An 18341-nucleotide genomic window follows, 5' to 3' on the forward strand; every position below is an offset into this window, starting at 1 on the left:
ACATGGGGAGTCTAGGGATGTCGAACATCGGGGGGAACTATTTCAGTAGCGGCCGCCTGACCGAAAGTCGGGCCTTGTGAAGACCGCGTACGGAGGCATCTGCCGATTCCGTTGACGGGGTTGAAAACGGGCCGGAGAGTGGTATTTCGACGCGAGGGGGACATGCGTGGTGTTCCCGTCGCGCAGCGGATCGGGGGGTCTGCCATGAGTGCCGGTACAGGTGTCGGGACGGCGAGGGACGGCACGCGCGTGCCGTGGGGGGACGTGCTGATGTCCGCCGTCGCCGCCGTGAGCTGGGCGTTGATCGGGATGGCGGGTACGGCTGCGCTGGGTCTGCGGCTGCTGGAGGCGGACACGGCGGGCTCGTTGGGGCCGATGACCGCGGCGGTGGTGGCCATCGGGGCGGGTGGTTCGGTCACGCCGTCCGGTGATGTGTCCGCGTTCGGCCTCACGGGCGCGCAGGCGGACACGGCCATCGAGATCACGCCACTGGGGGTGAGCCTGGTCGGGGCGGTGCTGCTGTCGTACTTCTTCCTAAGGTCCTTGCGGGCGGCGGGAGTTGTGATAGCGCCGACCGAACTCCTCGCGCGTGCGGGCGCGGTGGTCGCGCTGTCCGTGGCGATGCTGGGCGGGCTGGCGTGGGCGGGGCACGACGTCATCACGATCGACGGCGGCGCGCTGGGCCTGGACGACCTGGCGGGCGGGGGCGGTGGAGACGGCCTGGAGATTCCCGGGCTGGGGGACATCGGGGGGCTGCTGCCGGACCGGATCGGCGACCTGGTCGACGCGCGGGCGGCGGTCGGTTTCACGGTCGACACCGGGCCCACGCTGCTCGGCGGGGCCGGCTGGTCGGCCGGGATCCTCCTCATCGCCCTGCTGGCCTCGCGCCGCACGCCGCTGCCGCGGGGCTGGGAGGCCGTGCACCGGGTCGTTCGGCCCGCCGTTTCCGCCGTGGTGACCGTGCTGCTGGTCGCGGTGGCGGCGGGGCTCGCGGCGGCGGCGTACGCGGCGACCGGCGACGACCATCCCCGGCGCATCGCCGGCGCGGCGCTGCTCGGGGCGCCGAACGGGGTGTGGCTGGGCGTCCCGATCGGCCTGCTCGTGCCGTGGGACGGCCGGGCGACGGGTGAACTGACCCGCCTGCTGCCGGACCCCCTGGACGACCTGCTCGCGGTCCGCTCCGACCAGCCCGTGACGCTGGGGCGGCTGGCCGAGCTGGACGGGCGGGTGTGGCTGCTGGGGGTGGCGGCGGCGCTGATGATGCTGCTGGCGGGGGTGTTGACGGCGGTGCGGACGCCGGTGCCCGGTCCTGGGGACGTACGGGGTTCGGGCGCGCTCGGTTGCGCGGGGAGGTGTGCGCTGCGGCTGGGGGTCGTGACCGCGCTGGCCCTGCCACTGCTCGCCCGGCTGACGGACGTCTCCGTGACCGCCTCCCTGTCCGTCCTCGGCTTCGACGCGTTCGGCGCGGGCATCGACCTGCACGGCCACGTCGGCATGGCCCTGCTGCTGGGCGCAGGGTGGGGTGCGGGGGCCGGGGCGGTGGGGGCGTTGCTCGCGTGGGCGAGCGGGGGCGCGGGGCGGTGGGCTACGGGGTTGGCCCGTGGGGTGGGGGTGGCCGGACCAGGGGCAAGCAGGGGGCAGGCCGGGTACGACGCCGGTGCCGGGCATGCGACGGGGCCGGGGGCCGGAACGGGACCGGCCGGGTACGGCGCCGACGCCGGGCGGTCCGGTGGCCGGGGCGGGGCCGGCGCCGGGCGGGCGTCGTCGTACGGGGAGGAGGCCGGGCCCTACGCGCGGGGAGTGCCGTACCGGCCACCCAACCCGGCCACCAATCCGTACGTCCGGGTGCCGGACGAACAGCGCGCACCGGAGGACGCGCGGCCACGCGCCGGTGAACCCAGGGCATCTCACGAACCACCGTCGGGCAGTGACCCCGCTGCTCACCAGGACGGGGACGTGTACAGCGTGCCCACCGTGGCGCGGCCGGTCGGGCCGCCGCCGCGTGGGCCCCGGCAGCCGCCCGGGCCGCAGGGCGGGAACCGGCCGCCGTCCCGGCCGGACGACGCGCCGCCGCCTCCGCCTCCGCCTCCGCCGCCGCGGAAACCGCGTGGGGGGAAGTAGGCCCCACCGCCGGTGGGGACAGGGCACGCAAGGTGCGGGCCACCCACCCGTCACCCAGTGTTCGCTGTCCGCCAGGCGGACCTCACGGGCGGTACGACCTGCCCGCCGGATACGGTGGAACCACCATGAGCGCTTCGCAGACCTCGTCCTCCGACGTTCCCACCCTCCTTGTCAAGATCTTCGGCAAGGACAGTCCGGGCATCACGGCCGGCCTCTTCGACACCCTGGCCGCCTACTCCGTCGACGTCGTCGACATCGAGCAGGTCGTCACCCGGGGCCGAATGGTGCTGTGCGCGCTCGTGACCGAGCCGCCCAAGGGGCTCGAGGGCGATCTGCGGGCGACCGTCCACAGCTGGGCCGAGTCGATGAAGATGCAGGCGGAGATCATCTCCGGCCTCGGCGACAACCGGCCGCGCGGACTGGGCCGCTCCCTGGTCACCGTGCTCGGGCATCCGCTCACCGCGGAGGCGACCGCGGCGATCGCCGCGCGGATCACCAAGACCGGCGGCAACATCGACCGTATCTTCCGGCTCGCCAAGTACCCCGTGACCGCCGTGGAGTTCGCCGTGTCCGGCGTGGAGACCGAGCCGCTGCGCACCGCCCTGGCGCCCGACGCGGCGAAGCTCGGCATCGACGTGGCGGTCGTGGCCGCCGGTCTGTACCGGCGCGCGCAGCGCCTGGTCGTCATGGACGTCGACTCGACGCTCATCCAGGACGAGGTCATCGAGCTGTTCGCCGCGCACGCCGGCTGCGAGGACCAGGTCGCCGAGGTGACGGCGGCCGCGATGCGCGGCGAGCTGGACTTCGAGCAGTCCCTGCACGCGCGCGTGGCGCTGCTGGAGGGGCTCGACGCCTCGGTCGTGGACAAGGTGCGCAGCGAGGTGCGGCTGACGCCGGGCGCCCGCACGCTGATCCGTACGCTGAAGCGGCTCGGCTACCAAGTCGGTGTCGTCTCCGGCGGTTTCACCCAGGTCACCGACGATCTGAAGGAGCGGCTCGGGCTGGACTTCGCCCACGCCAACACGCTGGAGATCGTCGACGGGCAGCTGACGGGCAAGGTCACGGGCGAGATCGTCGACCGTGCCGGCAAGGCCCGGCTGCTGCGCCGGTTCGCCGCCGAGGCGGGGGTGCCGCTGTCGCAGACCGTGGCGATCGGTGACGGTGCCAACGACCTGGACATGCTGAACGCGGCCGGTCTGGGCGTCGCCTTCAACGCCAAGCCGGTGGTGCGCCAGGCCGCGCACACCGCGGTGAACTTCCCCTTCCTGGACACCGTGCTGTACCTGCTGGGGATCACGCGCGAAGAGGTCGAGGCGGCGGACACCCTCGACACGGTCTGAACCGGCCAGGCGAGCCCGGCACCGCAACGGTGCCGGGCCCCGCTCACACGGAGTCGGTCACTCGGTCGGCGCCCAGTAGTCCCGCAGCGTGGCCACGCCCGGCTCCAGGCTCTTCCACGAGCCGGTGAAGGACAGGAGGGCGAAGGCGGCGGCCGGGAACCCGCGGCGGCTCATCCGGTCGCGGGCGTCGCCCTCGGCCGTGCCCGCCAGGATGTCGGCGAGGCCCTGGATGGCCGGGTTGTGGCCGATCACGAGGATGTTCTGCGCGTCGTCGGGAGTCTCGTTGAGCACGGCGATCAGTTCGCCCGGCGAGGCGTCGTAGATCCGCTCCTCGTAGACGGTTTTCGGTCGCTGCGGGAACTCCTGGACGGCGAGCTTCCAGGTCTCCCGGGTCCGGACCGCGGTGGAGCACAGGGCCAGGTCGAAGGCGATGCCGGTGTCGGCCAGCCTGCGCCCGGCCTCCGCCGCTTCTTTTCGGCCCCGGTCGGCGAGCGGACGCTCATGATCGCTCACCTGTGGCCAGTCGGCTTTCGCATGGCGGAAGAGGACAATCGTGCGGGGTTCTGCGACGCTCATAAGATCCAGCTTCGCACGAAACAGGCCACGGGGCGCAGGGAGTTGACCACCGGTTTCTGCCGTGCTCAGCGGGCCATCAGCTGCCGGGCCCGCTCGAGGAGGTGGGTGATCACGGGGTCACCGGTGGCCGCCTGGGCATCGGAGGGGTTCAGGATCAGCACGAGCAGCGCGACGAAGGCGAGCGTGGGCAGGGCGAGGGCCCACCAGGGCAGCCGGCTGTCGGCACCGGCCCGGGTCGCCGGGTGGGGCCGGGTGTGCGTAGGAGCCGACATGGTGCCTCCGCTTCTTCGAATGGTCCGTGGCCCGCGTCTCGCGGTCACACGTCGAAGTTACGGAATCCGGGGCGGCCGACCCATCCGGTGATCCACCCACTTGACCCTGACCCTCACCCCCTAGGGGACAGGGGGGCTAGCCCCACCACGGGCGGGGCGGCGGCCGGTCATGGCGAGGCGATGGTCGCGATGACGCCGATGATGATGAAGATCGCGAAGAAGGCGCCGAACACGAGCAGCATCTTCTTCTGACCGTGCTGGGGATTCGGGTCGAGCACTGGCATGGGACAAGTCTCGCACCCGCCGCGGGCACCGGGCGCCCCGGGGTGATACCAACGGTTCCGGGGCGGGCTCAGCGGCCCGCCTCCTCCTCCACCGTGCGGTCCCGGCCCGCCAGGAATCCGACCGCCATCTGCGGGATCATCAGGGCGCTCATCAGCGCGATCGGCAGGCCCCAGCCGCCGCTGTGCTGGTAGAGGACGCCCACCAGGAGCGGCCCCGGGATGGAGATCAGATAGCCGGTGCTCTGCGCGAACGCCGACAGCTGGGCCACGCCCGGGCCGGTCCTGGCCCGCATGCCGACCATGGTGAGGGCGAGCGGGAAGGCACAGTTGGCGACGCCGAGCAGCAGGGCCCAGGCCCAGGCTCCGGCGGCCGGCGCGAGGTACAGCCCGGCGTAGCCGGCGAGGCCGCAGACGCCCAGGGCGAGCACGATCGGGCCCTGGTGCGGAAGCCGCGTGGCCAGGCGCGGTATGACGAAGGCCAGGGGCACGCCCATCACCATGGTGACCGCGAGCAGCAGCCCCGCGGTGCCCGCGGGCACGCCGGCGTCCCGGAAGATCTGCGCCATCCAGCCCATGGTGATGTAGGCGGCGGTCGCCTGGAGCCCGAAGAAGACGGCCAGGGCCCAGGCGGTACGGCTCCGGGTGATCCGCAGCCGCGGAGCCTCCCCGGCGGCGGATCCGGCGGGACCCGAGCCCGGCGTCTCCTGGTCCCGCGCCGACCGGTCGCCGTCCGTCTCGGGGTCCCGCACCGGCCGGTCGCCGTCGGTCTCCGGGCTCACGGCCCGCTCCCCCGGCCCGGTCTCCCTGGCCCGGGTCTCCGTGGCCCGGCTCCGTTCCCCCGGCCCGGACGCCGCCGTACCCGCCGCACGCCCCCGTACGAACGGCAGCCACGGCAGGACCGCCGCCACGGCCAGCCCCGCCCACAGGGCGAGGCCCGACTGCCAGCTGCCGCCCAGGGCGTCGGTCAGGGGCACCGTGACCGCTGCCGCGAGGGCTGTCCCCAGGGCGAGCGCCATGGAGTACAAGCCGGTCATGGAGCCCACGCGGTCGGGGAACCAGTGCTTGACGATGACCGGCATCAGGACGTTGCTGACCGCGATGCCCATGAGGGCGAGGGCGCTGGCGGCCAGGAAGCCGGCCGTGCCGCCGGCGTACGGCCGGATCGCCAGGCCGGTGGCGATGGCGGCCATGCCGGCGCACACCACGGCGCCGGCTCCGAAGCGGCGGGCGAGCCGCGGGGCCATGACGCCGAAGACGGCGAAGCACAGCGGCGGCACGGAGGTCAGCAGCCCGGCCACGCTGCCGCTCATGCCGAGCCCGTCGCGGACCTCCTCCAGGAGGGCGCCGAGGCTGGTGATGGCGGGGCGGAGGTTCAGCGCGGAGAGCACGATGCCGAGGACGAGCAGCCGCATCGTCCACGCGCGCGTGGCGGTGCCGCCGGGTTCCCCGGCCTCGTGCGCGGCCGAGCTGCGTACGGTCGGGGGCGTCATCGTCCGGGTTTCCTCGCTAGCCATGAGGCCCATCATAGAATCATAGGATGATTGACTGTCCACGCCGTTCCCTCCCGGGCCGCGCTCCGACGCCCCGGTCGTGCGAAGGTGTGTCATGCCCCTGAGCCATCCCCGACGTTCGGCGCTCTCCGAGCAGGTCATCGCAGCCCTGCGGGCCCAGATCACCTCCGGCGAGTGGCCGGTCGGCTCCCGGATCCCGACCGAGCCCGAACTGGTCGAGCAGCTGGGTGTCGCCCGCAACACGGTCCGCGAGGCCGTCCGCGCCCTGTCGCACAACGGTCTGCTGGACATCCGCCAGGGCTCGGGCACGTACGTCGTGGCGACGAGTGAGCTGGCGGGGGTGATGCAGCGGCGGTTCGCCGGCGCCGACCCCCGGCACATCGCCGAGCTGCGGTCCACGCTGGAGTCGGCCGCGGCCAGGCTGGCGGCGGAGCGGCGTACGGAGAGGGACCTCAAGCAGCTCGACGCGCTGCTGAGGCGGCGCGAGGAGGCCTGGGAGTCGGGTGACGCGGAGGCGTTCGTGACGGCGGACGCGACCTTCCACCTGGCCGTGGTGTCCGCCTCCCACAACGACGTGATGACGGCCATGTACGCGGACCTGGGCGAGGTGCTGCGGGACTGGCTGCGCGAGGACGTCGGCGAGGAGCTGACGCCGGAGACGTACATGGAGCACGCGCGGCTGCTCGACGCGATCCGCACGGGCGACGCGGCGCAGGCGGCGGCGGAGGCCGCCCGCTATCCGTTCCTGTGCCGCCTGGGCGGGTTCAGCCCGCCCGCCGGTGACTGATCCACACGTCGCCGACTTCCTTCCAGCAGCGTCCCGTCAGCCGCACGGTCTGCGCGGGCCCGGCCTCCACCGGGGAGCTGTCGGTGTCGATGTCCCACCAGCGGGCGCACTCGACGTGCAGGCTCACGCGGTCGGCCTCGGGGTACGGGTTGTGGCAGTACACGGTCACCTTGGAGCCGGTGACGCGGATCCGGCACGCGGCACCGAAGGGGGCGGCCGGCTCGTGCTCGTCGGCGGGCACGCGCGCGTGGGGCACCGCTTCATACGCCAGGGTCAGGACGAGGGCGACGGCGAGGGACAGTGAGGCCGTTCGGCGGGACAAGCGCACAAGGGGACCTCCTCGGCCGTGCTGGGGAGGGGCTCGCGTGGTGAACGCGTACTCCAGGGTGCCCAGTTGTGCGCCTCCCCCGCCCGGCCGGATGAGCCGAACGGGTGACGCCCCGCTCCCCGCGCGCTGCGGGAAACGGGGCGCCGACGACGTACGGGAGATCAGGCTCCGTACAGGAGCTCAGGCTCCGTACGCGAGATCAGGCTCCGATGGCGTGCAGACCGCCGTCCACGTGGATGATCTCGCCGGTGGTCTTCGGGAACCAGTCGCTCAGCAGCGCGACGATGCCGCGGCCGGCCGGCTCGGGGTCCTTCAGGTCCCACTCCAGCGGTGAGCGGGAGTCCCACACGGAGGCCAGCTCGCCGAAGCCCGGGATGGACTTCGCGGCCATGGAACCGATCGGGCCCGCCGAGATCAGGTTGCACCGGATGTTCTGCTTGCCCAGGTCACGGGCCATGTAGCGGCTGGTGGCCTCCAGTGCGGCCTTGGCCGGGCCCATCCAGTCGTACTGCGGCCAGGCGAACTGCGCGTCGAAGGTCAGACCGACGACGGAGCCGCCGTTCTGCATCAGCGGCAGGCAGGCCATGGTGAGCGACTTCAGGGAGTACGCCGAGACGTGCATGGCCGTGGCGACGGACTCGAACGGCGTGTTCAGGAAGTTGCCGCCGAGGGCGTCCTGCGGGGCGAAGCCGATGGAGTGGACGACGCCGTCGAGGCCGCCGAGTTCCTCGCCGACGATGTCGGCCAGGCGCCCGAGGTGCTCGTCGTTCGTCACGTCGAGCTCGATGACCTTGGTGGGCTTGGGGAGCTTCCTGGCGATGCGCTCGGTCAGCGTGGGCCGCGGGAACGCGGTCAGGATGATCTCGGCGCCCTGCTCCTGGGCCAGCTTGGCGGCGTGGAAGGCGATGGAGGACTCCATCAGCACACCGGTGATCAGGACGCGCTTGCCCTCGAGAATTCCGCTCATGGTGATCAGTGACCCATTCCCAGTCCGCCGTCAACGGGGATGACGGCTCCAGTGATGTACGAGGCGTCGTCCGAGGCGAGGAACCGCACCGTCGCGGCGATCTCCTCCGGCTGCGCGTAACGGCCGAGCGGGACCTGCTTCACGATGCCGGCGCGCTGCTCGTCGGAGAGCACCGCGGTCATGTCGGTCTCGACGAAGCCGGGCGCGACGACGTTGAAGGTGATGTTCCGCGAGCCCAGCTCACGGGCGAGGGAGCGCGCGAAGCCGACGAGGCCGGCCTTGGAGGCGGCGTAGTTGGCCTGCCCCGCGGAGCCGAGCAGCCCGACGACCGACGAGATCAGGACGACGCGGCCCTTCTTGGCGCGCAGCATGCCGCGGTTGGCGCGCTTGACCACACGGAAGGTACCGGTGAGGTTGGTGTCCAGGACGGACGTGAAGTCCTCCTCGGACATGCGCATCAGGAGCTGGTCCTTGGTGACACCGGCGTTGGCGACGAGGACCTCGACGGGGCCGTGGGCCTCCTCGATCTCCTTGTAGGCCTGCTCCACCTGCTCGGCGTCGGTGATGTCGCACTTGACGGCGAGGAAGCCCGCCGGGGGCTCACCCGAGCGGTACGTGATGGCGACCTTGTCGCCGGCATCGGCGAAAGCGCGGGCGATGGCGAGGCCGATGCCCCGGTTGCCTCCGGTGACGAGAACCGAGCGGCTCAACGGATCACCCTTTCGGTAGCGGTCTGATACCCCGCCCGGGCGCCTGGACGACAGGCGGCGATGACAGGCGGCTTCCCCGAAAACCTATCGGTCCGGGCACGCCCGCGGACAATCGGGCACCGACAGTGGCGTACGGGACTCACTGTCGGGTCCCTACAGAAACCCGCGCGACCGGGTCGGGAAACTCGTGGCCCGCGCGCGGGCCGAGGCGACATGATCGGAGCAGTCACGAAGTACGGCGACCACCCTCACCTCGACAGAAAGAGACGGCGGTGCCTCATACCATCGACGAGGCCTTCACGGCCCTTCCCCTACGCGCCCTCGCCGACGCGGCCCTCGCACGCGCGCGTGCGCTGGGCGCCGAGCACGCGGACTTCCGGTTCGAGCGGGTGCGCAGCGCCTCCTGGCGGTTCCGGGACGCCAAGCCCGCCGGGTCGTCGGACACCACCGACCTCGGATACGCGGTGCGCGTCGTGCACGCCGGTACGTGGGGTTTCGCCTCGGGGGTGGATCTCACCCTGGACGCCGCCGCCAAGGTGGCCTCCCAGGCGGTGGCCATGGCGAAGCTCTCGGCACAAGTGATCAAGGCGGCCGGGTCCGACGAGCGGGTGGAGCTGGCCGACGAGCCGGTGCACGCCGACAAGACCTGGATCTCGTCGTACGAGATCGATCCGTTCACCGTGCCCGACGAGGAGAAGGCCGGGCTGATCGGGGACTGGAGCGCGCGGCTGCTGGCGGCCGACGGGGTCGACCATGTGGACGCCTCGCTGCTCACCGTCCACGAGAACAAGTTCTACGCCGACACCGCCGGGACCGTGACCACGCAGCAGCGGGTGCGGCTGCACCCGGTGTTCAACGCCGTGTCGGTGGACGAGTCGAGCGGTGAGTTCGACTCGATGCGCACCCTCGCGCCGCCCGTGGGACGCGGCTGGGAGTACCTGCGGGGCACCGGCTGGGACTGGGAGAGCGAGCTGGAGCAGATCCCGGAACTGCTCGCCGAGAAGATGCGGGCGCCGAGCGTCCAGGCGGGCCTGTACGACCTGGTCGTCGACCCGTCCAACCTGTGGCTGACCATCCACGAGTCCATCGGGCACGCCACCGAGCTGGACCGGGCGCTCGGTTACGAGGCCGCCTACGCCGGCACCTCCTTCGCGACCTTCGACCAGCTGAACAAGCTGCGTTACGGCTCGGAGCTGATGAACGTCACCGGCGACCGCACCGCCGAGCACGGGCTCGCCACCATCGGGTACGACGACGAGGGCGTCGCGGCGCAGTCCTGGGACCTGGTGAAGGACGGCACGCTCGTCGGCTACCAGCTGGACCGGCGGATCGCGAGACTGACCGGCTTCGCGCGGTCCAACGGCTGCGCCTACGCCGACTCCCCCGGGCACGTGCCGGTGCAGCGCATGGCCAACGTGTCGTTGCGGCCGGACCCGGCCGGGATGTCCACCGAGGACCTCATCGGGAGCGTGGAGCGGGGCATCTACGTCGTCGGCGACCGGTCCTGGTCGATCGACATGCAGAGGTACAACTTCCAGTTCACCGGGCAGCGCTTCTACCGGATCGAGAACGGGCGGCTCGCGGGGCAGCTGCGGGACGTGGCCTACCAGGCGACGACGACCGACTTCTGGGGCTCGATGGCCGCGGTGGGCGGTCCGCAGACCTATGTCCTGGGCGGCGCCTTCAACTGCGGCAAGGCCCAGCCGGGCCAGGTCGCGGCCGTGTCGCACGGCTGCCCGTCGGCCCTGTTCAAGGGCGTCAACATCCTCAACACCACGCAGGAGGCCGGCCGATGAGCGGGCGTGTGCCTGACGGCATTACTTCGTTGACCAGCAAGCCGCACGAGGTCGTCGAGCGCGCCCTCGAACTGTCCCGGGCGGACGGGTGTGTCGTCATCGCCGACGAGCAGTCCACCGCCAACCTGCGCTGGGCGGGCAACGCGCTGACCACGAACGGGGTCACGCGCGGACGCACGCTCACCGTCGTCGCCACGGTCGACGGCAAGCAGGGCACGGCCTCGGGGGTCGTGTCGCGGTCCGCCGTGACGGCCGACGAGCTGGAGCCCCTGGTACGGGCCGCCGAGGCCGCCGCGCGCGGCGCCGGGCCCGCAGAGGACGCGCAGCCGCTGGTCACGGGCGTGACGCAGGCGCCGGAGTTCACGGAGGCGCCCGCCGAGACCTCCTCCGCCGTGTTCGCCGACTTCGCTCCGGCGCTCGGCGAGGCCTTCGCACGCGCGCGTGCCGGCGGCCGGGAGCTGTACGGCTTCGCCAACCACGAGTTGGTGTCGACGTATGTGGGGACGTCCACGGGACTGCGGCTGCGGCACGACCAGCCGAACGGGACGCTGGAGCTGAACGCCAAGTCGCCGGACCGGACCCGGTCCGCCTGGGCCGGTCGTTCCACCCGGGACTTCAAGGACGTCGACCCGGCGGCGCTGGATGCGGAGCTGGCCGTGCGCCTCGGGTGGGCCGAGCGGCGTGTGGAGCTGCCCGCGGGCCGGTACGAGACGCTGCTGCCGCCGACGGCCGTCGCGGACCTGCTGATCTACCAGATGTGGTCGGCGTCGGGCCGGGACGCGATGGAGGGCCGCACGGTGTTCTCCAAGCCGGGCGGCGGTACGCGGGTCGGCGAGAAACTGACCGATCTGCCGCTGACGCTGCGCAGCGACCCGAACGAGCCCGGTCTGGAGTCGGCGCCCTTCGTGATCGCGCACTCCTCGGGGGGCGACCAGTCGGTGTTCGACAACGGGCTGCCGCTCGCGGCCACCGAGTGGATGAGCCGGGGCGAGCTGCGGCACCTGACGACCAGCAGGCACAGTGCCGGGCTGACCGGGCTGCCGGTGGCACCGGGGATCGAGAACCTGATCCTGGACGGGGGCGAGGACCGCTCCCTGGAGGAGATGGTCGCGAACACCGAGCGCGGGCTGCTGCTGACCTGCCTGTGGTACATCCGGGAGGTCGATCCGGCGACGCTGCTGCTCACCGGTCTGACCCGGGACGGCGTCTACCTGGTCGAGAACGGCGAGGTGACCGGCGAGGTGAACAACTTCCGGTTCAACGAGTCGCCGGTCGGTGTCCTCGGCCGGGCCACGGAGGCCGGGCGCACCGAGAAGACGCTGCCCAGGGAGTGGAGCGACTGGTTCACCAGGGCCGCGATGCCCGCGCTGCGCGTCCCGGATTTCAATATGAGCTCTGTCAGTCAGGGCGTATAACCTCGTAGTCGGCTGTCACCCGACTGCCCGAAGATCATCAAGGAGACACGAGAACCGTGACGGACATCGTCGACGAGCTGAAGTGGCGCGGGCTGTTCGCCCTGTCCACTGACGAGGACGCTTTGCGCAAGGCGCTCGCGGACGGTCCCGTCACGTTCTATTGCGGCTTCGACCCGACGGCGCCGTCGCTGCACGTGGGGCACCTGGTGCAGGTGCTGACCGTGCGCCGGCTCCAGCAGGCCGGTCACCGGCCGCTGGCGCTGGTCGGCGGTGCCACGGGCCTGATCGGCGACCCGCGCCCGACAGCGGAGCGCACGCTGAACGACCCGGAGACGGTCCGCGGCTGGGTCGACAAGCTGCGCGGCCAGATCGAGCCCTTCCTCTCCTTCGAGGGCGAGAACGCGGCCGTCATGGTCAACAACCTCGACTGGACGGAGAACCTCTCCGCGATCGAGTTCCTCCGGGACATCGGCAAGCACTTCCGTGTCAACAAGATGCTGACCAAGGACTCCGTCGCCCGGCGCCTGGAGTCCTCCGAGGGCATCAGCTACACGGAGTTCAGCTACCAGCTCCTCCAGGGCATGGACTTCCTCCAGCTCTACCGGAGGTACGGCTGCACGCTCCAGCAGGGCGGCAGCGACCAGTGGGGCAACCTCACGGCGGGCCTGGACCTGATCCACCGGCTGGAGCCGGACGCCACGGTGCACGCCATGGCGACGCCGCTGATGACCAAGGCGGACGGCACCAAGTTCGGCAAGACCGAGGGCGGCGCCGTCTGGCTCGACCCGGAGATGACGACGCCGTACGCGTTCTACCAGTTCTGGCTGAACGTGGACGACCGGGACATCTCCACGTACATGCGCATCCTGTCCTTCCGCTCCCGCGAGGAGCTGGAGGAGCTGGAGAAGCAGACCGAGGAGCGTCCGCAGGCCCGTGCCGCGCAGCGTGCGCTGGCCGAGGAGCTGACGACGCTGGTGCACGGCGCCGACCAGACGGCCGCCGTGGTCGCCGCCTCCAAGGCCCTCTTCGGGCAGGGCGAGCTGGCGGAGCTGGACGAGCGGACGCTGGCCGCAGCCCTGTCGGAGGTGCCGCACATCCAGGTCGCCGAGCTCGGCCCGGTCGTCGACCTGTTCGCCGAGGTCGGCCTGGTGGCCAGCAAGTCGGCCGCGCGCCGCACGGTCAAGGAGGGCGGTGCCTACGTGAACAACGCCAAGGTCGCCGGCGAGGACGCGGTCCCCGCCAAGGAGGACCTGCTGCACGGCCGCTGGCTCGTGCTGCGCCGGGGCAAGAAGAACCTGGCGGCGGTGGAGGTCACGGGCGCCTGAGCGCGCGAGGACGCGAGGAAGGGGGGCGGTCTCCGGTGCCGGAGGCCGCCCCCCCCTTCGCCGATTGCCCCGTTACGCTCTAATCTGCCTCGTTACGCCCTTCGCCTGTCTCCCCTGGCCGCCGTCCAGGCCCGGTCGCCGAGACCGACGAGGATGATCGCCATCACCAGTTGGAAGACATGCCGCCACCAGTCGATGCCCGCTGTGGCATCGACACCGGCCGCCCGGGCGATGACGTTGCCGGCGATGCCGCCGATGATGCCCAGGATGACGGTCAGCCACAGGGGGATGTGCTGCTTGCCCGGAATGATCGCCTTGGCGAGCAGACCGAGTACCAGTCCCACGATGATCGCCCACAACCAGCCCATCGCTGCCTCCTCGTACGGCTCGACGTGAGCACTACGCCCAGTGTCGGCCCAGGTGCCCTACGCCGCATGCCGGGGATGGCCGTACACAGCACGGCTCAGGCCGTTCGACCGGGGCCGGACCGGCCCCGGTCTCGTAGCCGACGCAGGCGCGGCGTAACGTGGAAGCTGCCCTGGGCAGGGTCCCCGACCGGCCGAGGGCGGCTACGGGGCGGGGAGAGTGCGATACGGGCGGATGGTGGAATGCGATGCGGAAGCAGCATGGCGGCGGACACGTCCAGGTTTTCCGGATCACCGGCGCCCGAGCGGGGCTTCAGGAGGACGTCCGCGGGCGGCAGCGCCGGTACGTGATCTCGATGACGGTCCGCACGATCTCCGTGATCCTCGCGGCCACACTGTGGAACGTCGAACGGCACGTCGCCGTCGTGGCGTTGGTGCTCGGGCTGGTGCTGCCGTACATCGCGGTGGTGATCGCGAACGCCGGGCGCGAGAACGCGCCGTCCCTGCCGTCCACGTTCGTGGTGCCGCCGGTGCGGCCGATGATCGCGCCGCCGGGGGCGCAGGACGGCCCCGCGGAATCCGTCGCGGAAGACGCCGTGTCCGGGACGGTGCCGGGGGCGCGAGCCGAGTCGCAGGAGCGGTAGGAGCGCTCGGGGGCGGGTCACGGACGCACGTCATCTTCCCGCCAAGCTCAAGAAAAGCTCAGATCAATCATGTTGTTCCAGTGCCGGGCTCGGGGTTACCCGTGACATACTTCGTACGCGCTCCGCATCCCCCGTCGGAGCGACGGACCGACGCCGGGCAGCTCCCCCCGTGGCTGCTCGGCGTCGCCTTTTCTGTGTGCAGTGGTGAGACGAATCTGTGAGTGACGAGACGCCCATCTGTTCCGCGAAGGGCTGCCGCACGGATGCCGTGTGGGTGCTGGCGTGGAACAACCCGAAGATCCATACGCCGGAGCGGCGCAAGACGTGGCTGGCCTGCGAGGAGCATCGCGAACATCTGTCGCAGTTCCTCGGGGTGCGGGGGTTTTTGAAGGACGTGGTTCTTCTCAAGGAGTGGGAAGAGACCGACCGCTGAGGTCCCTCAGCCCCCGATCGCCGACATCGGCCGGTCCGGCTGGACGAAGGTCGGGTCGTCCAGGCCCGCTCCCGCCTTCTTGCCCCACATCGCCAGGCGCCAGATGCGGGCGATCTCCTCGTCCGGGGCGCCCGAGCGCAGGGCGGCGCGCAGGTCGGTCTCCTCCTGGGCGAACAGGCACGTGCGGACCTGTCCGTCGGCCGTGAGGCGGGTGCGGTCGCAGGCCGCGCAGAAGGGGCGGGTGACGGAGGCGATCACGCCGACGACATGCGGCCCGCCGTCGACCAGCCAGCGCTCCGCCGGGGCCGAGCCGCGTGCTTCGTCGCCCTCGGGGGTCAGCTCGAAGCGCGTGCGCAGGGAGGTCAGGATGTCGCCTGCCGTGATCATGCCGTCGCGCTTCCAGCCGTGCTGGGCGTCCAGGGGCATCTGCTCGATGAAGCGCAGCTCGTAGTCGTGCTCCACGGCCCAGGCCAGCAGGTCGGGGGCCTCGTCGTCGTTGAGCCCCGGCATCAGGACCGAGTTGACCTTGACCGGCGTGAGGCCGGCGTCGCGCGCGGCGTGCAGGCCCTCGATGACGTCCTTGTGGCGGTCGCGGCGGGTGAGGGTCTTGAAGACGTCCGGCCGGAGTGTGTCGAGGGAGACGTTGACCCGGTCCAGGCCTGCCGCCTTCAGGGCCGCCGCCGTGCGCTTGAGGCCGATGCCGTTGGTCGTGAGGGACATCTGCGGGCGCGGTTCGAGCGCCGCGACGCGCTCGACGATGCCGACCAGGCCGGGGCGCAGCAGGGGCTCGCCGCCGGTGAAGCGGACCTCCTCGATGCCGAGGGAGGTGACCGCGATGTCGATCAGACGGACGATCTCGTCGTCCGTGAGCAGGTCCGGCTTGGCCAGCCACTGCAAGCCCTCCTCGGGCATGCAGTACGTGCAGCGCAGATTGCACCGGTCGGTCAGCGAGACCCTCAGGTCGGTGGCCACTCGGCCGTAGGTGTCGATGAGCACGTGGGCCCCCTCCCTCGACGCGGATCGTGCCCGGAGCGCTTCTTCTCCGATACCTGAGAGCCTACGTGACCCCACTGACATCCCCACAGGCCCGACCCCACGACGCGGGACGCGGCCGCGCCGCAGGGACCTGGAGGTTCCTACGACGCGGCCGCGCTAGGGGGTGTCCGCAAAGTCCCGTCGTCCGCCCGGAGGGCGGGCCCTGCGGCGTCCGGTGCGTGCTCTCGGCGTGCCGGGCGGACACCCGCGTACTGGTCGTACTCGGGTGTTCGCCCGGTGCGGCGAGAGTGCGTGCCGGGCGTCGCGGGGCAGGCGGGACTTTGCGGACACCCCCTGAGGGGGCTGGTGCTCAGTGGGCGCCGGTGCCGGTCAGGGACCGGACCTCCAGCTCGGCGTACTTCTTGACGTCCGGCTCCTCCTTGGACAGGACCGTGCCGAGCCAGCCCATGAGGAAGCCGAACGGGATGGAGATGATGCCCGGGTTCTTCAGCGGGAACCAGGCGAAGTCGACCTCGGGGAACATCGCCTTGGGGTCGCCGGAGACGACGGGCGAGAACAGCACCAGGCCGACGGCGACGATCAGACCGCCGTAGATCGACCACAGGGCGCCCTGGGTGGTGAACCGCTTCCAGAACAGGCTGTAGAGGATCGTCGGCAGGTTGGCGGAGGCCGCGACGGCGAAGGCGAGCGCGACCAGGCCGGCCACGTTCAGGTCGCGGGCCAGGGCGCCCAGGCCGATGGAGACGACGCCGATGAAGAGGGTCGCCCAGCGGGCCGCGCGGACCTCCTCGGCGCCGGAGGCCTTCCCCTTGCGGATGACGTTGGCGTAGATGTCGTGCGCGAAGGACGACGACGAGGCGAGGGTGAGGCCGGCGACGACGGCGAGGATCGTCGCGAAGGCCACCGCCGAGATCGTGGCGAGCAGGATCGCGCCCCAGGTCGAGTCGACACCGCCCAGGTGCAGGGCGAGCAGGGGTGCCGCCGTGTTGCCGGACGGGTTGGACGCGATGATCTCTTCCTGCGAGATGAGGGCGGCGGCGCCGAAGCCGAGCGCGATCGTCATCAGGTAGAAGCCGCCGATGATGCCGATCGCCCAGTTCACGGACTTACGGGCGGCCTTGGCGTCGGGCACCGTGTAGAAGCGGATCAGGATGTGCGGCAGACCGGCGGTGCCGAGGACCAGGGCGATGCCCAGGGAGATGAAGTCCAGCTTGGAGGTGCCGGTCGCGCCGTACTGCAGGCCGGGCTCCAGGAAGGCGGCGCCCTTGCCGCTGTTCTCGGCGGCCTGGCCGAGCAGGTCGGAGATGTTGAAGTTGAACTTCAGCAGCACCAGGAAGGTGATCAGGATGGTGCCGCCGATGAGCAGTACGGCCTTGACCATCTGCACCCAGGTGGTGCCCTTCATGCCGCCGATGGAGACGTAGACGATCATCAGGACGCCGACGAGGGCGACGATGAGGATCTTGCCGGCGTCGGAGGTGATGCCGAGCAGCAGCGAGACGAGGACACCCGCACCGGCCATCTGGGCCAGCAGGTAGAAGATCGACACCACGATGGTGGAGGTGCCGGCGGCGGTGCGGACCGGGCGCTGGCGCATGCGGTACGCGAGGACGTCGCCCATGGTGTAGCGGCCGGAGTTGCGCAGCGGCTCGGCCACCAGGAGCAGGGCGACCAGCCAGGCGACCAGGAAGCCGATGGAGTAGAGGAAGCCGTCGTAGCCGAAGATGGCGATCGCGCCGGCGATGCCGAGGAACGACGCGGCCGACATGTAGTCGCCGGAGACGGCGAGGCCGTTCTGGAAGGCGCTGAACTGGCGTCCGCCGGCGTAGAAGTCGGCGGCGTCCTTGGTCTGGCGGCCGGCCCAGATGGTGATGCCGAGGGTGGCCAGGACGAACAGCGCGAACAGGGTGATGATCAGCGGGCGGTGCTCGCTGGCCTCGTTCGCGGCGAGAAGGGTCTGCTGTGCGGGGCTCATGCGCCGCCCTCCATCCGGGACTTGATGGCCTCGGCCTTGGGGTCGAGCTTCGCGGCGGCGTGCCGCGAGTACCACCAGGCGATGAGGAACGTGGTGACGAACTGGGCGACGCCGAGGATCAGGGCGACGTTGATGTTGCCGAACAGCTTGGTGCCCATGAAGCCGCCCGCGTAGTTCGACAGCAGGACGTACAGCAGGTACCAGGCGATGAAGGCGACGGTCAGCGGGAAGGCGAAGGAGCGGTAGGAGCGGCGCAGTTCACCGAACTCCGCGCTCTCCTGCACCTCGCTGAACTCCTCTGGTGAAGGGAGTTTGTGTTGCTCTTTCGAGGGGGGCGGTGCGTCGGTGGCCACGGAGAGTCTCCTCGCGATGACGGAAGCGGTTGTGAACAGGGACGGAGGCGAGTGTCCCCGCGCTCCTTGTCCAACGTCACGGCGGCACGCGAGAACCGGTTCAACCGCGCGGCGTTCTTTCCGAAGTCGTTTCGGCAAAACGT

At 71.3% G+C, this 18341-nt stretch carries 19 protein-coding genes; 8 read left to right on the plus strand and 11 right to left on the minus strand.

From position 1 onward, the window contains the following. Nucleotides 1-204 precede the first annotated feature (204 nt). Nucleotides 205-2121 carry a streptophobe family protein gene (locus QF034_RS08565; protein WP_307174353.1) on the plus strand — a complete coding sequence of 639 codons (1917 nt, stop codon included), beginning with the start codon at nucleotides 205-207 and terminating at the stop codon, nucleotides 2119-2121. A gap of 125 nt (nucleotides 2122-2246) precedes the next feature. Further along, nucleotides 2247-3461, plus strand: a complete 1215-nt coding sequence (serB, locus tag QF034_RS08570; protein WP_307174354.1) for a phosphoserine phosphatase SerB — start codon at nucleotides 2247-2249, stop codon at nucleotides 3459-3461. A 57-nt stretch (nucleotides 3462-3518) separates the two neighbouring features. Here serB and QF034_RS08575 read toward each other — a convergent pair whose 3' ends face one another. From QF034_RS08575 to QF034_RS08590, 4 genes are all read right to left on the minus strand, one after another. Next, the gene (locus QF034_RS08575) at nucleotides 3519-4037 is read right to left on the minus strand and encodes a SixA phosphatase family protein (protein ID WP_307174355.1); all 519 of its coding nucleotides are present in this window, start codon (nucleotides 4035-4037) and stop codon (nucleotides 3519-3521) included. Between the two features lie 65 nt (nucleotides 4038-4102). Then, on the minus strand, nucleotides 4103-4309 hold the full coding sequence (locus QF034_RS08580; protein WP_307174356.1) for a hypothetical protein: 207 nt from the start codon (nucleotides 4307-4309) through the stop codon (nucleotides 4103-4105). Nucleotides 4310-4476: 167 nt separating this feature from the next. Continuing rightward, nucleotides 4477-4593, minus strand: a complete 117-nt coding sequence (locus QF034_RS08585) for an SGM_5486 family transporter-associated protein (protein ID WP_086012488.1) — start codon at nucleotides 4591-4593, stop codon at nucleotides 4477-4479. 68 nt (nucleotides 4594-4661) lie between these two features. Beyond that, nucleotides 4662-6119 carry a CynX/NimT family MFS transporter gene (locus QF034_RS08590; RefSeq protein WP_307174357.1) on the minus strand — a complete coding sequence of 486 codons (1458 nt, stop codon included), beginning with the start codon at nucleotides 6117-6119 and terminating at the stop codon, nucleotides 4662-4664. Between the two features lie 79 nt (nucleotides 6120-6198). Here QF034_RS08590 and QF034_RS08595 point away from each other — a divergent pair, with 79 nt between their 5' ends. Next, entirely contained in the window at nucleotides 6199-6891 is a 693-nt protein-coding gene (locus QF034_RS08595) for a FadR/GntR family transcriptional regulator (RefSeq protein WP_307174358.1), read from the plus strand. On the opposite strand, the gene QF034_RS08600 is transcribed toward QF034_RS08595, so the two are convergent. From QF034_RS08600 to fabG, 3 genes are all read right to left on the minus strand, one after another. Continuing rightward, nucleotides 6869-7219, minus strand: coding sequence for a hypothetical protein (locus QF034_RS08600; protein WP_307174359.1), 351 nt, complete (start codon nucleotides 7217-7219; stop codon nucleotides 6869-6871). The two genes, QF034_RS08595 and QF034_RS08600, sit on opposite strands and share 23 nt — an antisense overlap. 199 nt (nucleotides 7220-7418) lie before the next feature. After that, entirely contained in the window at nucleotides 7419-8186 is a 768-nt protein-coding gene (fabI, locus tag QF034_RS08605) for an enoyl-ACP reductase FabI (protein ID WP_307174360.1), read from the minus strand. A 5-nt stretch (nucleotides 8187-8191) separates the two neighbouring features. Next, nucleotides 8192-8896, minus strand: coding sequence for a 3-oxoacyl-[acyl-carrier-protein] reductase (gene fabG / locus QF034_RS08610; protein ID WP_086854509.1), 705 nt, complete (start codon nucleotides 8894-8896; stop codon nucleotides 8192-8194). Between the two features lie 272 nt (nucleotides 8897-9168). Between fabG and QF034_RS08615 the strand changes: the two genes are divergently transcribed. The 3 genes from QF034_RS08615 to tyrS are packed head-to-tail and all read left to right on the plus strand — an operon-like array spanning nucleotide 9169 to nucleotide 13432. Continuing rightward, on the plus strand, nucleotides 9169-10692 hold the full coding sequence (locus QF034_RS08615; protein WP_307174362.1) for a TldD/PmbA family protein: 1524 nt from the start codon (nucleotides 9169-9171) through the stop codon (nucleotides 10690-10692). Continuing rightward, a complete protein-coding gene (locus QF034_RS08620; protein ID WP_370880773.1) occupies nucleotides 10689-12107 on the plus strand; it encodes a metallopeptidase TldD-related protein in 1419 nt (472 codons plus the stop codon). The genes QF034_RS08615 and QF034_RS08620 overlap by 4 nt, the downstream gene beginning before the upstream one ends. A gap of 56 nt (nucleotides 12108-12163) precedes the next feature. Further along, the gene (tyrS, locus tag QF034_RS08625; protein ID WP_307174363.1) at nucleotides 12164-13432 is read left to right on the plus strand and encodes a tyrosine--tRNA ligase; all 1269 of its coding nucleotides are present in this window, start codon (nucleotides 12164-12166) and stop codon (nucleotides 13430-13432) included. A 92-nt stretch (nucleotides 13433-13524) separates the two neighbouring features. Here tyrS and QF034_RS08630 read toward each other — a convergent pair whose 3' ends face one another. After that, nucleotides 13525-13800: a GlsB/YeaQ/YmgE family stress response membrane protein gene (locus tag QF034_RS08630; protein ID WP_307174364.1), complete on the minus strand. Its 276-nt coding sequence runs from the start codon at nucleotides 13798-13800 to the stop codon at nucleotides 13525-13527. A 245-nt stretch (nucleotides 13801-14045) separates the two neighbouring features. On the opposite strand from QF034_RS08630, the gene QF034_RS08635 reads away from it, so the two are divergent. After that, on the plus strand, nucleotides 14046-14441 hold the full coding sequence (locus tag QF034_RS08635) for a DUF3099 domain-containing protein (RefSeq protein WP_307174365.1): 396 nt from the start codon (nucleotides 14046-14048) through the stop codon (nucleotides 14439-14441). 217 nt (nucleotides 14442-14658) lie between these two features. Continuing rightward, on the plus strand, nucleotides 14659-14874 hold the full coding sequence (locus tag QF034_RS08640) for a hypothetical protein (protein ID WP_307174366.1): 216 nt from the start codon (nucleotides 14659-14661) through the stop codon (nucleotides 14872-14874). Between the two features lie 6 nt (nucleotides 14875-14880). Here QF034_RS08640 and moaA read toward each other — a convergent pair whose 3' ends face one another. The 3 genes from moaA to QF034_RS08655 form a co-directional block, all read right to left on the minus strand. After that, nucleotides 14881-15870: a GTP 3',8-cyclase MoaA gene (moaA, locus tag QF034_RS08645; protein ID WP_307174367.1), complete on the minus strand. Its 990-nt coding sequence runs from the start codon at nucleotides 15868-15870 to the stop codon at nucleotides 14881-14883. A 349-nt stretch (nucleotides 15871-16219) separates the two neighbouring features. Further along, on the minus strand, nucleotides 16220-17845 hold the full coding sequence (locus tag QF034_RS08650; RefSeq protein WP_307174368.1) for a monocarboxylic acid transporter: 1626 nt from the start codon (nucleotides 17843-17845) through the stop codon (nucleotides 16220-16222). Then, a complete protein-coding gene (locus QF034_RS08655; RefSeq protein WP_086561205.1) occupies nucleotides 17842-18198 on the minus strand; it encodes a DUF485 domain-containing protein in 357 nt (118 codons plus the stop codon). Before QF034_RS08655 ends, QF034_RS08650 begins: the two co-directional genes overlap by 4 nt. Between the last annotated feature and the right edge of the window lie 143 nt (nucleotides 18199-18341).

The organism is Streptomyces africanus (assembly GCF_030816955.1).
Classification (GTDB): domain Bacteria; phylum Actinomycetota; class Actinomycetes; order Streptomycetales; family Streptomycetaceae; genus Streptomyces; species Streptomyces africanus.

Bases quoted from the DNA above. Each gene is read 5' to 3' on its own strand.
- QF034_RS08585 (WP_086012488.1), bottom strand. From the start codon at position 4,593: ATGCCAGTGCTCGACCCGAATCCCCAGCACGGTCAGAAGAAGATGCTG.
- fabI (WP_307174360.1), bottom strand. From the start codon at position 8,186: ATGAGCGGAATTCTCGAGGGCAAGCGCGTCCTGATCACCGGTGTGCTG.
- QF034_RS08650 (WP_307174368.1), bottom strand. From the start codon at position 17,845: ATGAGCCCCGCACAGCAGACCCTTCTCGCCGCGAACGAGGCCAGCGAG.
- serB (WP_307174354.1), top strand. From the start codon at position 2,247: ATGAGCGCTTCGCAGACCTCGTCCTCCGACGTTCCCACCCTCCTTGTC.
- QF034_RS08635 (WP_307174365.1), top strand. From the start codon at position 14,046: ATGCGGAAGCAGCATGGCGGCGGACACGTCCAGGTTTTCCGGATCACC.
- QF034_RS08580 (WP_307174356.1), bottom strand. From the start codon at position 4,309: ATGTCGGCTCCTACGCACACCCGGCCCCACCCGGCGACCCGGGCCGGT.
- QF034_RS08620 (WP_370880773.1), top strand. From the start codon at position 10,689: ATGAGCGGGCGTGTGCCTGACGGCATTACTTCGTTGACCAGCAAGCCG.
- QF034_RS08575 (WP_307174355.1), bottom strand. From the start codon at position 4,037: ATGAGCGTCGCAGAACCCCGCACGATTGTCCTCTTCCGCCATGCGAAA.
- QF034_RS08565 (WP_307174353.1), top strand. From the start codon at position 205: ATGAGTGCCGGTACAGGTGTCGGGACGGCGAGGGACGGCACGCGCGTG.
- QF034_RS08595 (WP_307174358.1), top strand. From the start codon at position 6,199: ATGCCCCTGAGCCATCCCCGACGTTCGGCGCTCTCCGAGCAGGTCATC.
- QF034_RS08630 (WP_307174364.1), bottom strand. From the start codon at position 13,800: ATGGGCTGGTTGTGGGCGATCATCGTGGGACTGGTACTCGGTCTGCTC.
- QF034_RS08590 (WP_307174357.1), bottom strand. From the start codon at position 6,119: ATGATGGGCCTCATGGCTAGCGAGGAAACCCGGACGATGACGCCCCCG.